Genomic DNA, 13,396 nt, shown 5'->3' on the forward strand with positions numbered 1-13,396 from the left:
TTTTTATCAAGTTAAAAGCTCATTTACTGTTGATTTCCGTATCTTCTCACACGTAGTAAAGCTTGTTCTGCATGACCTGCGAAATTCTCTAATTGACATAAACGTGCAGCATATTCACCAATATAGGCACTTTGTTCTTTTGATGTTACCTTCTGATAGGTCACTGTTTTAAGAAACTTTCCTACCCACAAGCCACCAGTATACTTCGCTGCCCCTTTTGTTGGTAGTGTATGGTTGGTACCAATCACCTTATCACCGTACGCTACATTCGTTTCTGGTCCTAAGAACAAGCAGCCATAATTCGTCATATTCTCTAAAAAGAAGTCTGGGTTTTTCGTTAATATCTCTACATGTTCAAATGCAAGTCTATCTGCTTCTTTTAAAGCTTCCTGTTCGTCCTCAACTAAAAGGATTTGTCCATAATCATTCCAAGAAACACGTGCTACATCAGCAGTCGGTAATATCTTTAATTGGCGTTCAATTTCTTTCACTGTTTCCTCTGCAATTTTTTTAGAGGTAGTTATTAATGCACCTGGAGATGTCGGTCCATGCTCTCCTTGACCTAATAAGTCAGTAGCAATCATTTCAGGATCGCTGGTTTCATCAGCCACGACTAGTGTTTCCGTAGGTCCAGCGAATAAATCGATACCCACGCGACCATATAATTGACGTTTGGCTTCTGCAACAAAAGCATTTCCTGGACCAACAATCATATCAACCGCTTCCATTGTTTCCGTGCCAATTGCCATACCAGCCATTGCCTGGATGCCACCTAAAATATAAATTTCATCTGCTCCTGCTTTATGCATAGCGTACACAGTTGCTGCAGGGATTTCACCATTGATGGGAGGAGTGCAAGCGATGACCCTTTTTACCCCAGCAACTTTCGCAGTTAAAACACTCATATGTGCTGAAGCCACCATTGGATAACGTCCACCTGGAATATAACAACCTACACTATTAACTGGAATATTCTTATGACCTAAAATAACACCTGGCATTGTTTCAACTTCAATGTCTTTCATTGATTTTCTTTGCTCTTCGGCAAAATTTCTAATGTTATTTTGAGCAAACTCAATATCTAAAATAGTTTGTTCAGGAATCGAAGCGCAAATCTCCTCTATTTGTTGCTTACTTAAACGAAAAGTTTCTGGAGTCCATTTATCAAATTTTTCCGATAGTTCTTTTAAAGCCTGATCCCCTTCTCTTTCAATTTTATTAATTGTGTTTCTTACAATCTCAGAAACTTTTAAATCTTCTTGTTGAATATCCTCTTCTACTTTTCCTCGTTTTAGGTAAATGACCATCATTAATTTCCTCACTTTCTGGATTTTTGCATACGTATGCAAAAGCATTCAAAAAAATATATCATTCCATTTTGCATACGTATGCAAAGGTTATGAAATAGATGATAAATGAAGCGTTTTCATTTGTCAAATATATATTTTGTTATTTTCCTATATTCAGAAATTTTTACATAAAGAAAAATCCTTGGGCTGCAAGGACTTTCCTTCTTTTATTTTGTCGTTTGACGATGGATAAACTTACCTTGAACCTTTACTGTCTTATGTCCGGTTTCCCGCTGATTTCGTTCAAGAAGGCGAATGGTTTCATCCACCATCTCTTCAATAGGTTGAACCCATGTAGAAAGATTATAATTAGGCCAAGAGGACATTTTGATATCATCAAAACCAATCACCATTGTCTGTTCTGGCACCTTTATTTCCTTGCTTTTCAATGCATCAAGAGCACCTAATGCCGTAATATCATTAGCCCCAAATATCACATCTGGTACATAATCTTTTTCAATCAATTCTTTTGTTAAGAAAAAGGCTCTCTCGTATGTATAGTCACCTTCAAGAATCTCGACGGGGATTCCTTTGTTTTTGAAGTAATTAACAAAACCTTCTTGTCTTTCCTGACTAGTTGATGTATTTATTTTACCTGTAATAAAGACGATTTTTTCACAGTACAGGTGATCGACATATTTTGCTATTTCATTTGCTGCATTGATATTATCACAACTGACAGAATTACACTCAAGATTCTTATCATAGCGATTAAACAATGTCACGGGAATATGATTATTTTTTAGTTTAGTCACGATGTTAGATGAGAGCATTGCATCTGTAATTATAATCCCCTCGACATTATATTCAAGAAAGTGATTGATTTCTTCTTGCTGTATCTCTTCATTTTCTGTATAGACAAATAAAACTGAATATCCCTTCGCTTTTAGCTTGTTCGTAAAAATCCCTAATACTTCATGGTAAAATGGGTTTTGAATATCCTTCATTGCTAATCCAATCATATTTGTTCGTTTCGTTATAAGACTTCGTGCAAGAGCATTCGGCTGATAGTTTAACTGCTCAGCCACCTCAAGCACTCGCTGTCTTGTCTTCTCGGACACACTTGCACCTGGAGTAAATACTCTTGATACAGTTGACTGCGAAACATTTGCCAACCTCGCCACTTCTATCGCCGATACTATCCTTTTCACTGTTTTTTCGACCCCTAATCCTTTTGATATGTTATAGTTTAACATTTTTTCGAGTGAATGTTAGAACCCTAACATGACGTTATCAATAAAGTTCTATTCACGAAAAAAACCTAGCGGATCAATAAACTAGGTTTTTCCTTCTCCCTTATTTAACGACCTCCATATGATCCATCGGCCAAATAACCGCTTTGGCTTTCCCAAGGATTCTTTCTTCAGAGATGACACCTATGACCCTACTATCAAGACTTCGTTTTCGATTATCTCCTAATACAAAATAATGCCCCTCAGGAACAACGGTTTGACTTACTTTCGTATCTTTGAGCTCAAAATCATCTGTAAGCATGCCTCTTTCTAGTGCTTCTTTTAACTCATCTAAATAAGGTTCATCGTATTCCTTACCATTTATGTATAAATGATCATTTTCATAGGTAATTTCATCTCCTGGCAGGCCAATTACTCTTTTAATAAAATTACGCTCTCCATCACTATCAAACACTACAATATCAAAGCGATCAGGTTCACCTAATTTACTCATAACAACTCGGCTTTGGTCATGTAATGTCGGTTCCATTGAAGCCCCATCTACAACGACAGGAGAAAAGATGAAAATACGGATAAGAAAAGAAATAATTAGTGCAATTATCAATGCTTTGATCCACTCAAACATTTCAGTTCGGACTTTTTGCACACACAATACCTCCTAATATTTCTCCATTTTCTATTCGCTATCAGGCGAGCAAACTCCTCCCGAATGTAAAATATATACATCTCACTTGTTATATTTTCTTATACATCTCTCACAAACACAACTTTTTCCCCTATTCTCCTGAGGAATTAATTCTAAGAGCGTTTGTGGGATACCACCAATATGGAAGCACCAACAATTCTTGAGCTTGCTCTCTTCAAGCCCACAGTTGTTTTGCTCACCGCAAACTGGACATTGTTGTTTATTCATCATTTCACCTCTCACCCAATACTACTCAGCTTTTATTATGGCATAAACAGGAGATGAAGTTCACAGAAAAAATAGGAAAAGCATGTAGCCTTTCCTTTAGCATCTATTCACTAAAATCAAGATTTTGCGGTTCTTTTGGTAGACTCTCTTGAAAAGAAAGGTTCGTTGTTGGCACATGTTCACTGACTTCTACTAATTGAAACCCATCCATCCAGACCTTCCCTTTTCCAATGAGTAATACCCCGAAATGAATGGACATACTCTCTTCAGGCACATCTAATACAATGGTATAATGATTCCACTCATTTGTACCCGTAATGGGGCGATTATCCATATTATCGAACTGTAGTACATCACCATTATTGTCATCTACTCTCATCCAAGCCCCACATTTCTCTACATCTTCCGTCTTTATATAACATGTTAGTTTCAGTCTTTTCCCTCTATATTTCTCAGCTTGGAACTGTTGCATAATAGTAGCGAATTGCTGGCTATTCACATCACTAATATTTTTAAGTAGAGCAGATTGATGCCCAGTATGGAAAGTTTGTTGATCCAATGTCATTTGATAATGTTCTGGGGCGCTTCCACTTAATATCCAGCCATGAATAATTGTTTCTTTCGTCATCTTATTGTTCTCCTCCTTTAAATGGATAAGACTAAATAACTTACGGTACTTGCCCGGTGGTAGAGAATAAATCTCTTTAAAAGCTCTCGTAAAAGCCTCTTGAGATTGAAAATGAAGCAAAAAAGCAATCGAAAGAATAGATTCATCACTTTCTATTAATAACGACACTGCTAAAGCAAGCCTACGAAAACGAATATATTCACCAATTGTCCGACCTGTTTCTTGTTTGAATACCCTTATTAGATGAAACTTGGAATACCCTACATTCCTTGTTAAATCATCAAGTTGAATCTTATCTAGTAGATGCGTTTCTATAAAGCAAATTGTTTTTTGCGTCGTTTCACTATACTGCACTCTCACTCACCTCACCTTTATTTTACGATAGTTGATTGAGGTTTTTTTGATGGGGATTGCTAAAATAATTAATTATTATCCTACAGGGGGAATTTATTCGATGGTTACTTGTTGCTCATATATTGTAAATAAATGTTTAAAAAGTAGAATCAATATGAACTTCTTTTATAGAAGTTCTTCCCCGTCCGAAAACGCGAAACTCAAAGACTTCTGATTAAACACTTTAAATGACAAAAGGATTAGTCCTTTATTTTACGGCTCTGTTTTCTTTTGTACTTTCCCTTCAAATCAGTACTTCAATTATCCTGCTCATGAGGGCTATTACTATCAGTTTACTTCATTTTTTATTTGGAAGCCCTCTCTGTTCATATGGTATAATTTAACTAAATGGGAGTGATAAGACATGAAAACCATAAGCAAAGGGAAGTATCTATGGCTTTTCTTATTAATGGCGGTTCTCTTTTTCAATACCCTTCTATATCAGACCTCAGTTGGTGCATTGATTCTACCGGCAAATGCGCAAGACGTTGTTTTAGGTTCATTGATTGACTTCATGATCATTTCGCCATTATTTTCCATGTTATATAAAGGGAAGTTTTCTTTAAAATCTGCATTGTTACTTTGTGCGAGTGGCTGCCTTTTGGCAAGATTGATTATACCAGCGGAATTGCTGGCGCCATATTCCTCTTTTGTATGGGGCGTTATTTTAATCGAGGGTATATTTATTTCTTTAGAACTTTTACTTATTGTAACCTTTATAAAGTATATGCCAAAAATTATTAAGGAAGTAAAACAAAGCTCATTACCTACTGTGTTCTCATATTCAAATGCTGTTGATCACTACACAAAGAAGTATCAGATTATTCGTATTGTTTGTTCGGAATGTTTGATGTTCTATTATGCTTTTGCTAGTTGGAAAAAAACACCGCGAGAGGGAATAACACTTTATAAAAACTCCAGTTATATTGCTTTTCAGATAATGCTTATCCATGCCATCCTCATTGAAACTATCGCGATTCATTGGTTAATCCATCAATATTCTATCGTTTTATCAATGATCCTATTTATCAGCAATGTGTATGCTGTTATTTTTTTCATTGGTGACATACAAGCAATGAAATTAAACCCTATTTATTATCAAAACGGTACTCTATACCTATCACTCGGATTAGTGAAACGAGTGGTTATTCCAATTGAAAATATTAAAACACTGATGGAGGAAAAATCATTACTTCAAGGGAAATTATCAAAGGATACCGTTGAATTTATGACTAGAGATTTAGAAAAAGTGTACCCAGATATCATTCTAGAACTAAAGGAACCTGTTCATGTAACTTATTTTATGGGATTTAAGAAAGCCTATAAAAAAGTAGCGATTCGCTCTGATTCTCCTTTACAGTTGAAAGAGTGGCTCACTTTATAAATCACCTTCCCACCTACAAACCTAAAAAGAGCGTGCACCTCAGGATTGTGCACGCTCCTAGCTTATTTATTGATCTCTTCTGCCACTACATGACTTAGAATTTCGATTCCCTTTTTAATTTCCTCTTTACTCGCATAGCTAAATGATAAACGTAAGAAGCTTTTGCCTTCATCTTGGTGTAAGAAGAAGTATTGGCCAGGTACGTATGCTACGCCTGCTTTTTTCGCTTTCGCAAGCATTGCCGTTGTATCGACCCCAGGCACTTCAATCCACATAAAGTAGCCACCTTCTGGGCGGTACCATTTCACACCCTCAGGCATGAAATGAATCAATGCTTCGTATAAAATGACTGCTTTTTCTTCATATTTTTCTGTTAGTAAAACAGAACGATGGGCTAAATTCACTTTTTCTAGATAAGCAGACATTAACGACTGGGCAAAGGGATGCTCTAAATCCTTCTTGAACCAGAAAAGCGCTTCTATCCACTCACTATGTGCAGCGATCCAGCCAATACGCATGCCTGGAGCGACTATTTTCGATAGCGAGCCGACATAAAACACACGATCCTCTTCATCTAATGATTTTAATGTTGTTGGACTCTCTCCAAACGCAAGCTCCCCGTAAGCATCATCTTCAAGAATGAGAAAATCATACTCTTTTGCTAGTTTGATTAATTTCTCCCGCCTAGCGAAAGATAACGTCGTGCCTGTTGGATTCTGGAAGGTTGGAATTGTATAGAGAAGCTTTGGAAGAGGTTCTTCCTTCTTCGTCCGTTCGATTAATATACCTTCCAATTGTTTCGTGTCCAAACCATCTGCATCAATAGGGATTGTGATGATGTTTTTCGTGTAATTTTGGAAGATTTCCAATGCCTCCATATAAGTCGGTGACTCGACGATAATGAAGGCATTTTCATCTAATAAAATACGAGCAATAAGATCGATGGCCTGACAAGCACCTGAAGTCACAAGTACTTCATCCTCTTGCACTTCCATCTTTCGTTCGTTCATACGCTCAATCAATTGTGTTTTTAATTGATCAATTCTTGGACTACCAATATAGTGAAGCGGCAAATCTTGTTCTTCTGTCAATAATCGGTCTGTAGCTTCCTTTAATTCAGTTGACGGAACAAGGTTAGCAGCCGGATAACCTGAGTTCAGGCGAATACATCCTTCCGGTACTGCCGACATCCATGACCCTGGAGGTATATTGCTGAGGGCCTGCTTAACGACCTCAGGGAAATAGGCTTCTCTCTTCAATTGTACCAAGCACCTTTCTGTTTTCATTTATAAAATTAAATAGATTTTAAGCTTTCTTCTCGTATTAATGATAACAGTTCTTCTTTGTATTGTGCGAATTGATTTGTCGCTTTCACACTAAAGTCTCTTGGTCTAGCAATATCAATCGGCACCTTTTTCTTCAGCCTTCCTGGTCTAGCTGTCATTACATAAACCGAATCAGCTAGAAAAATTGATTCATCGACATCATGCGTAATAAAGAGAATCGTTTTCTTCGACTTTTCCCATGCCTTTAATAAAACCTCTTGCATAATATTTCTTGTTTGCGCATCAAGTGCACCAAACGGTTCATCCATCAATAATACCTTCGGGTCATTTGCTAACGCACGAGCGATGGCCACACGCTGTTTCATCCCTCCAGAAAGTTGAACAGGATAATGATTCTCAAATCCCTCTAATCCAATTAATTGAAGATAATGGCGAGCGAGTTCATCTCTTTCCTTTTGTTTTGCTCCCTTTAATTTTAAGCCAAAAGAAATATTTTCTTTCACCGTCAACCAAGGATATAGAGTATACGATTGGAATACCATGCCCCTATCTGGGCCAGGCCCATCGATAGGTTGGCCATCTAATAATACCTCACCAGTTGTCGCTTCTTCTAAACCAGCAACAATTCTTAATACCGTTGATTTACCACAACCGGAGGGACCAAGAATCGTGACAAATTCACCATCATCAATGGTAAAGGATGTTTTTTGTAGTGCGGTTGTGTCGCCGCTTTTTGTTCTAAATATTTTATCCACATCTTTAATTTCAAGCTTCGGTGTAGTCATATTACAATCCTTCCTTTCTCATCCATGAAAAAGATTTACGGTAAATCCATTTAAAGATGAGGTCAGTCAATAATCCTAATAAACCAATAATCAAAATACCAACAATAATTTTATCAGGTTGTAGGAATCTTGATGCCTGCATAATCATATAGCCGATTCCACTGGAAGCACCAACAATCTCTGCCACAACTAAATAAGTCCACGCCCATCCAAATGTAATTCTTAATGTATCAACAATCCCAGGCATGGTTGCCGGGAGTATTACTCTCGTAAATACTTGTAACTTAGAAGCACCTAATGTATAAGAAACATCAATTAAATCATTATGCACATTCTTTGTTACATCCATGATCATTAGCGTTAATTGAAAGAAAGTTCCGAGAAAGATAACACTCATTTTTTGCGTTTCTCCAAGACCAATCCATAAAATTAATAATGGAATAAACGCTGAAGCTGGCATATAACGAATAAAACCAATGAGTGGCTCAAATGCGCCTTGCATAATTTTTAAAGAACCCATTAATATCCCAAGCGGTACACCAATTAAGGCTGCCACTAAGAAACCGACTAATACTCTTGAAAAACTAATGCCTATATCTGAAAGAAGATTTCCATTGGTAAATAAATCTATGCCTGTAGTTAATACCGCCGTAGGTGTTGGTAAAAACAACGGGTTAACGAGCCCAGTATAAGTAATACCTGCCCATATTCCTAATACAATAAGAAAAGTGATAATGCCCACTGATGAATAAAGGGACTTTGGAATATCTTTATTCGGGGTTAATAATTTTCCTAACATTTTTTCTCACCCATTTTCTAATTTTTCCTTCTTCAGCCATTTACCAGAGATAAAAATAACCTGAGCCTAACCGCTGACTGCTTGCGGTTAGGCTCCAAATGATTCATATCATTACTTGATAAAAGTGGGGTTAATAATATCTTCTGCTGCTGGTTCAGCTTTAATAATCTCTTGTTCTTTATAGAACTTTGCCGCGTTTTCAGTCGATTGGTAAATGCCGCCTTTAGCGTCTTCTATACCAAATAATTCCTTATTCGCCTCATTATCCAAGAACTTTAATCCTTCTGCCGTTGCAACAAATTCTTCTACATCAATTTTTAAGCCTTTTGCCATGATTTCATTCGCTTCATCTTCGTTTTCTTTCCAGTAGTCCATTGCTTGACCCATGGCTGTTACAAATGCTTGTACATCTTCAGGACGCTCTTCAATGACTTTTTCCGTGAAACTAACTGTATCAACAATAATACCAGGAAGATCTTTCGTTGTTAGTAATACTTTACCGTTCGCTTCAGAACCGTTAGATAACCAAGGCTCCCATGTAACTGCTGCGTCTACTTTACCAGCTGCAAATGCTGCTCCTGCATCCCCAGCAGACATTGGTACAACTTCAACATCTTTTTCAGTTAAGCCTCCATCTTTTAGTGCGGTTAAAGCTAACATATGACTTGTAGACCCGACTTCAAAAGCAACTTGCTTGCCTTTTAAGTCACTGATTTCTTTAATATCATCTTTGACTAAAATACCGTCTCCACCGTAAGAATCATCCAATAACCATACCACATTTAAAGGAATATCTGATGCAGCTAATGATACTTGCACATCAAGTGCAGTTGCCATTCCATCGATTTGTCCGCTTGCTAGGGCTTGTTTTCTTTCTCCAAGACCTTCAACAATTGAAAGTTCAACATCTATTCCATTCTCTTCAAAATAGCCTTTTTCTTTTGCTAAAAATAGCGGTCCATAACCTGTCCATGTTGGTAAAGTAACTTTTAATGGTTCTTTGTTTTCGCCAGAACCCTCTTCAGATTCACCAGATCCGCCGCAAGCAGCTAATGTTACAGCAAGGACCATCATTGTAATTGCTAAAAACCATTTTTTCATGACTTATTTTCCTCCATTAACCATTCTATTTATTTTTTTAACATGTCTTTTCCGTATTCATCTGCTTGCTTGACAGCTGTGATAACCATATCTGGTGTCACCGCAAATGGCATATTCTCCATATCTTCAATAGTCACTGAAACGTCTCCAAGTTCCTGCCACTGTGATTCAGACAATTCAGGCACATTCATTTGCTGTAGTGTATATGGTAGATTCACTTTTTGATAGTAAGCAATTAACTCTTTGATTTCGCTTTCTTCTTCATTTTCCATTGCTAGCATCGATAAAATACCAAAAGCAACAATTTCACCATGATACGTTTCATGTATTTCTGGGAATATCGTCAACCCAGAGTAAATGGCATGCGCACCTGCAGTTCGACAATCATCACCGCCGTACCCACTTACACTTCCACTAATTAACAGAATCGCATCAATCATATCTTCAAGCTCAGTTGACAATTCCTTATTTTTCATAGATGTAACTGATTGCTCACCGATTGCTAACATCGTTTTGTATAACTGATTAGCAATAGCAATCGCTGTTTGATTCCTTGCATTTGGTGTTGCTTTTTTAACTGAAGTCTTCGTTTCGAACCACTTAGCTAACGTATCACCAATTCCAGCAATCAGATATCGAACAGGCGAGTGCAAAATAACTGTTGAGTCAACAACAACCATTTCTGGTACCTTCGCATCTCGACTGATGGCAAGAAATTCACCTTGTTCACTATATGTAATCCAAATAGGAGTCGTTGCTGCGCATGTTGCTGCAATCGTCGGGATTGCAACAAGAGGTTTATTTACGTGTGCGGCTACTGCCTTAACAGTATCAATCGCTTTCCCTCCACCACATACAAGGATGACATCATAATCGATTGTACTGAGTTCTTCTATTAATCTCTCAACATTTTCTCTAGAAGATTCTCCACCGTACCAAATGGAAGCATCCAGTGTCATTCCCTCATTATTGAAACTGTCTCTTATATGACTTTCCACTATTTCACGACTCTTTATCCCACCAATAAGGACGACTTTTTCTCCAAATTTCTTTACATTACTGCCAATTTTCATAAGTGCGTTTGGCTCTCTTATATACTCCGGTGTACCTACTGTTATTTTCATTAGAAAGAACCCTTTCTATCCAATTGCATAGATATGAATATTTATTAATTTTATTTAATCAATATACGACTTTCCACCTAAGCTGTCAATGAAAAATTGTGATTTTACCCTGATATAATTTGTTGTACCAGTCAGTTTTTAATTAATATAAATAAAGTGTTTTTTCTAAGTTCTTATAAAGATAACTTTTTGAAAATAAAAACGAATGGTTTGTGGAAAAAGTGGAGGACATTTAGCAGCTTGGAAGGCAGAGATAAATACAAAGTTATAGTATAATCAGCCTTATCAACAACGATGGGAGACCTGTTTGTGAAAAGTAAAGGTGTGATTTCTTTCGGTGAAGTAATCATGGATCGCATTATTTCACCTAATAGCCAATCATTCATGAAAGTAGGAGGAGCAACCGCTAATGTAGCCATCCGTCTAGCTAGGAAAAGTGTTCCTACCTTTTATATGACAAAAATAGGTACTAATGAGCATAGTCAATATGCCAAACAGCAATTAGAAGATGAAGGTATCAATCTGTCTGGTACCATTACTTCAGTTAATAAAAAGTTATGTATAGTATCAATTGTGCAAGAGGATGGAGAGCGTGAATTTCAATCTTACGAAAATGACACCCCTCATATATGGTTAGAAGCAGACGAGTTGAATGAAAGCATCTATCAAAAAACGCATATCTCCTATTTCGGTTCCGGGACGCTTTTTCATGACATCGCAAAGAAGACAAGCTTGAAAGCACTTGAATTAGCAAAGAAATATCAGCATTTCATCGTCATGGATGCAAATATCCGTTTAAAGAGATGGAAGAATGAATCAGATTGTAGAAAGACAATCAATTCCTTTTTAAAAGAGGCAGATCTAATTAAAATGACGGAGGAAGAGCTGCTATTTCTTTGTAAAGCCAAAGATTATAGAACAGCATTACAACAGCTTTCTTCATGGTCTAATCAGTGGATACTGATTACTAGGGGTCGTTTAGGTGCAACATTACTTCATAAAGAGAAGAGTATAACCGTTGAAGCACCTACCGTAGATGTTGTTGACACAACTGGAGCAGGAGATGCCTTCTTATCAAGTATTTTGCACGATATTTATTATCACGGGATTCCATCAAACGAGCTGGAATGGAAACATGTACTCCTTCGAGCAAATACAGAAGGAGCACATGCTGTTTCTATTTTCGGTGCTTATTAAATAGTCTACTCTTTTAAAGCAAAGACAATCATAAGCTGAGGCAGAGTGGGTAATGCCTCTTCATTTATATTGAACTTGGGATGATGGTTTAGGATAGCGACTATTTTCACTTCATCCCAACATTTACAAATGCAACAACCTTCCCTTTATATAAATCCAAAATCTTTTAGCTCACGTTGAAGGTTCTAGCTCGGAAAAAGTATCCTTTCAAACGGTTCATGAACCTTTACCTTTAGAAACTTTCGGGATGATTATATATGGGAGGCTTCCATGGTATGAAATGACATGTTTAATAATGGATGAAGCATTAGTTCGTTATCTACTCAAATTGCGCCGCGCTCAGCTTCTACTTTTGCTTCAAATGCGGCGATTCCCTACTCAATTTCGTATCATTCTGAAAGCAGTGATTCATCGGCTCATTACTACCTTTCAAAATATATCTACCCATATTTTCACAGCTGTAGCTAGTATTAATAATGCGAGAATCATTTGCAGCACTTTCGTATTCATTTTTTTACCTGCCATTGCACCTAAAGGTGAAGCAATTAAACTAGCAATAACCATGATGATTGCCGGATAATAGTCAACTTGCCCAGTAGTGACTTTTCCAACAGTTGCACCAATGGATGATATTAAGGTAATAGCAAGAGAAGAAGCAATCGTCATTTTTGTTGGGATTCTTAATACGGTTAACATAATCGGGACTAATAAAAAGGCACCTGCAGCCCCAACAATCCCTGCTGCCACACCGACGACAAGCGCAAGAGCTGCCGCTAACCATTTATTAAAAGTCACTTGATCAAATGGGATATCATCTAATCCCTTTTTAGGTATAAACATCATGACTGCAGCAATTAAAGCTAGTATACCGTATACGAGATTAATGCCACCTTCTGACATGAGCTTCGATCCATAACCGCCTATAAAACTACCTATTAAAATACTAGCCCCCATATAAATGATTAATGTTTTATTCAAATATCCACCTTTACGATATGCCCAAACCCCGCCAATCGTAGCGAAGAAAACCTGGACAGCACTAATACCTGACACTTCATGCGCAGTAAAAGTCGCGACACCTAGTAATGGTGGAATATATAATAGCATCGGATATTTAATGATAGAACCACCGATACCCAGTAATCCTGATAAGTAAGAGCCAATAAAACCAATTAAAAATATCGTCACAATAAATGCTAAATCCATTATGCTCATCTCCTTAAAGCTGACCTAAAAAAGGGACC

Annotated in this window: 13 protein-coding genes; 2 read left to right on the forward strand and 11 right to left on the reverse strand. The window is 37.2% G+C overall.

What is annotated here, in order from left to right:
• Window positions 1-23 precede the first annotated feature (23 nt).
• From hisD to MKY26_RS22770, 5 genes are all read right to left on the reverse strand, one after another.
• The gene (gene hisD, locus MKY26_RS22755; RefSeq protein WP_307317310.1) at window positions 24-1,307 is read right to left on the reverse strand and encodes a histidinol dehydrogenase; all 1,284 of its coding nucleotides are present in this window, start codon (window positions 1,305-1,307) and stop codon (window positions 24-26) included.
• Window positions 1,308-1,516: 209 nt separating this feature from the next.
• Window positions 1,517-2,500: a LacI family DNA-binding transcriptional regulator gene (locus tag MKY26_RS22760; protein ID WP_095370346.1), complete on the reverse strand. Its 984-nt coding sequence runs from the start codon at window positions 2,498-2,500 to the stop codon at window positions 1,517-1,519.
• Window positions 2,501-2,645: 145 nt separating this feature from the next.
• Window positions 2,646-3,188, reverse strand: a complete 543-nt coding sequence (gene lepB / locus MKY26_RS22765; RefSeq protein WP_095370347.1) for a signal peptidase I — start codon at window positions 3,186-3,188, stop codon at window positions 2,646-2,648.
• Between the two features lie 81 nt (window positions 3,189-3,269).
• Window positions 3,270-3,458, reverse strand: a complete 189-nt coding sequence (locus MKY26_RS23425) for a cysteine-rich CWC family protein (RefSeq protein ID WP_095370348.1) — start codon at window positions 3,456-3,458, stop codon at window positions 3,270-3,272.
• Window positions 3,459-3,558: 100 nt separating this feature from the next.
• Entirely contained in the window at window positions 3,559-4,437 is an 879-nt protein-coding gene (locus tag MKY26_RS22770) for a helix-turn-helix domain-containing protein (RefSeq protein ID WP_307317190.1), read from the reverse strand.
• A 403-nt stretch (window positions 4,438-4,840) separates the two neighbouring features.
• Here MKY26_RS22770 and MKY26_RS22775 point away from each other — a divergent pair, with 403 nt between their 5' ends.
• A complete protein-coding gene (locus MKY26_RS22775; RefSeq protein ID WP_341099312.1) occupies window positions 4,841-5,860 on the forward strand; it encodes a beta-carotene 15,15'-monooxygenase in 1,020 nt (339 codons plus the stop codon).
• Window positions 5,861-5,922: 62 nt separating this feature from the next.
• On the opposite strand, the gene MKY26_RS22780 is transcribed toward MKY26_RS22775, so the two are convergent.
• The 5 genes from MKY26_RS22780 to MKY26_RS22800 form a co-directional block, all read right to left on the reverse strand.
• Window positions 5,923-7,119 (reverse strand): aminotransferase-like domain-containing protein, encoded by a 1,197-nt coding sequence (locus tag MKY26_RS22780; RefSeq protein WP_341099314.1) that lies wholly within the window; start codon window positions 7,117-7,119, stop codon window positions 5,923-5,925.
• A gap of 35 nt (window positions 7,120-7,154) precedes the next feature.
• Complete coding sequence (locus MKY26_RS22785) at window positions 7,155-7,931, reverse strand: ABC transporter ATP-binding protein (protein ID WP_341099316.1); 777 nt, start codon at window positions 7,929-7,931, stop codon at window positions 7,155-7,157.
• Between the two features lies 1 nt (window position 7,932).
• Window positions 7,933-8,730: an ABC transporter permease gene (locus tag MKY26_RS22790; RefSeq protein ID WP_095370353.1), complete on the reverse strand. Its 798-nt coding sequence runs from the start codon at window positions 8,728-8,730 to the stop codon at window positions 7,933-7,935.
• Between the two features lie 111 nt (window positions 8,731-8,841).
• Window positions 8,842-9,831, reverse strand: a complete 990-nt coding sequence (locus MKY26_RS22795) for an ABC transporter substrate-binding protein (RefSeq protein WP_341099319.1) — start codon at window positions 9,829-9,831, stop codon at window positions 8,842-8,844.
• Between the two features lie 29 nt (window positions 9,832-9,860).
• Window positions 9,861-10,955: an iron-containing alcohol dehydrogenase family protein gene (locus tag MKY26_RS22800; RefSeq protein ID WP_095370355.1), complete on the reverse strand. Its 1,095-nt coding sequence runs from the start codon at window positions 10,953-10,955 to the stop codon at window positions 9,861-9,863.
• A 309-nt stretch (window positions 10,956-11,264) separates the two neighbouring features.
• Between MKY26_RS22800 and MKY26_RS22805 the strand changes: the two genes are divergently transcribed.
• The gene (locus MKY26_RS22805) at window positions 11,265-12,152 is read left to right on the forward strand and encodes a carbohydrate kinase family protein (protein ID WP_341099321.1); all 888 of its coding nucleotides are present in this window, start codon (window positions 11,265-11,267) and stop codon (window positions 12,150-12,152) included.
• Between the two features lie 429 nt (window positions 12,153-12,581).
• On the opposite strand, the gene MKY26_RS22810 is transcribed toward MKY26_RS22805, so the two are convergent.
• Window positions 12,582-13,358: a sulfite exporter TauE/SafE family protein gene (locus MKY26_RS22810; RefSeq protein ID WP_095370357.1), complete on the reverse strand. Its 777-nt coding sequence runs from the start codon at window positions 13,356-13,358 to the stop codon at window positions 12,582-12,584.
• Window positions 13,359-13,396: the final 38 nt, after the last annotated feature.

The sequence above is a fragment of the Cytobacillus sp. FSL R7-0680 genome (genome assembly GCF_038009245.1).
In the GTDB taxonomy this organism is placed as follows: domain Bacteria; phylum Bacillota; class Bacilli; order Bacillales; family Cytobacillaceae; genus Cytobacillus; species Cytobacillus kochii.

What these genes read in the sequence shown, in the direction of transcription:
- hisD (WP_307317310.1), bottom strand. Translation starts at nt 1,307, where the DNA reads ATGGTCATTTACCTAAAACGAGGAAAAGTAGAAGAGGATATTCAACAA.
- MKY26_RS23425 (WP_095370348.1), bottom strand. Translation starts at nt 3,458, where the DNA reads ATGATGAATAAACAACAATGTCCAGTTTGCGGTGAGCAAAACAACTGT.
- MKY26_RS22775 (WP_341099312.1), top strand. Translation starts at nt 4,841, where the DNA reads ATGAAAACCATAAGCAAAGGGAAGTATCTATGGCTTTTCTTATTAATG.
- MKY26_RS22785 (WP_341099316.1), bottom strand. Translation starts at nt 7,931, where the DNA reads ATGACTACACCGAAGCTTGAAATTAAAGATGTGGATAAAATATTTAGA.
- MKY26_RS22790 (WP_095370353.1), bottom strand. Translation starts at nt 8,730, where the DNA reads ATGTTAGGAAAATTATTAACCCCGAATAAAGATATTCCAAAGTCCCTT.
- MKY26_RS22795 (WP_341099319.1), bottom strand. Translation starts at nt 9,831, where the DNA reads ATGAAAAAATGGTTTTTAGCAATTACAATGATGGTCCTTGCTGTAACA.
- MKY26_RS22800 (WP_095370355.1), bottom strand. Translation starts at nt 10,955, where the DNA reads ATGAAAATAACAGTAGGTACACCGGAGTATATAAGAGAGCCAAACGCA.
- MKY26_RS22810 (WP_095370357.1), bottom strand. Translation starts at nt 13,358, where the DNA reads ATGGATTTAGCATTTATTGTGACGATATTTTTAATTGGTTTTATTGGC.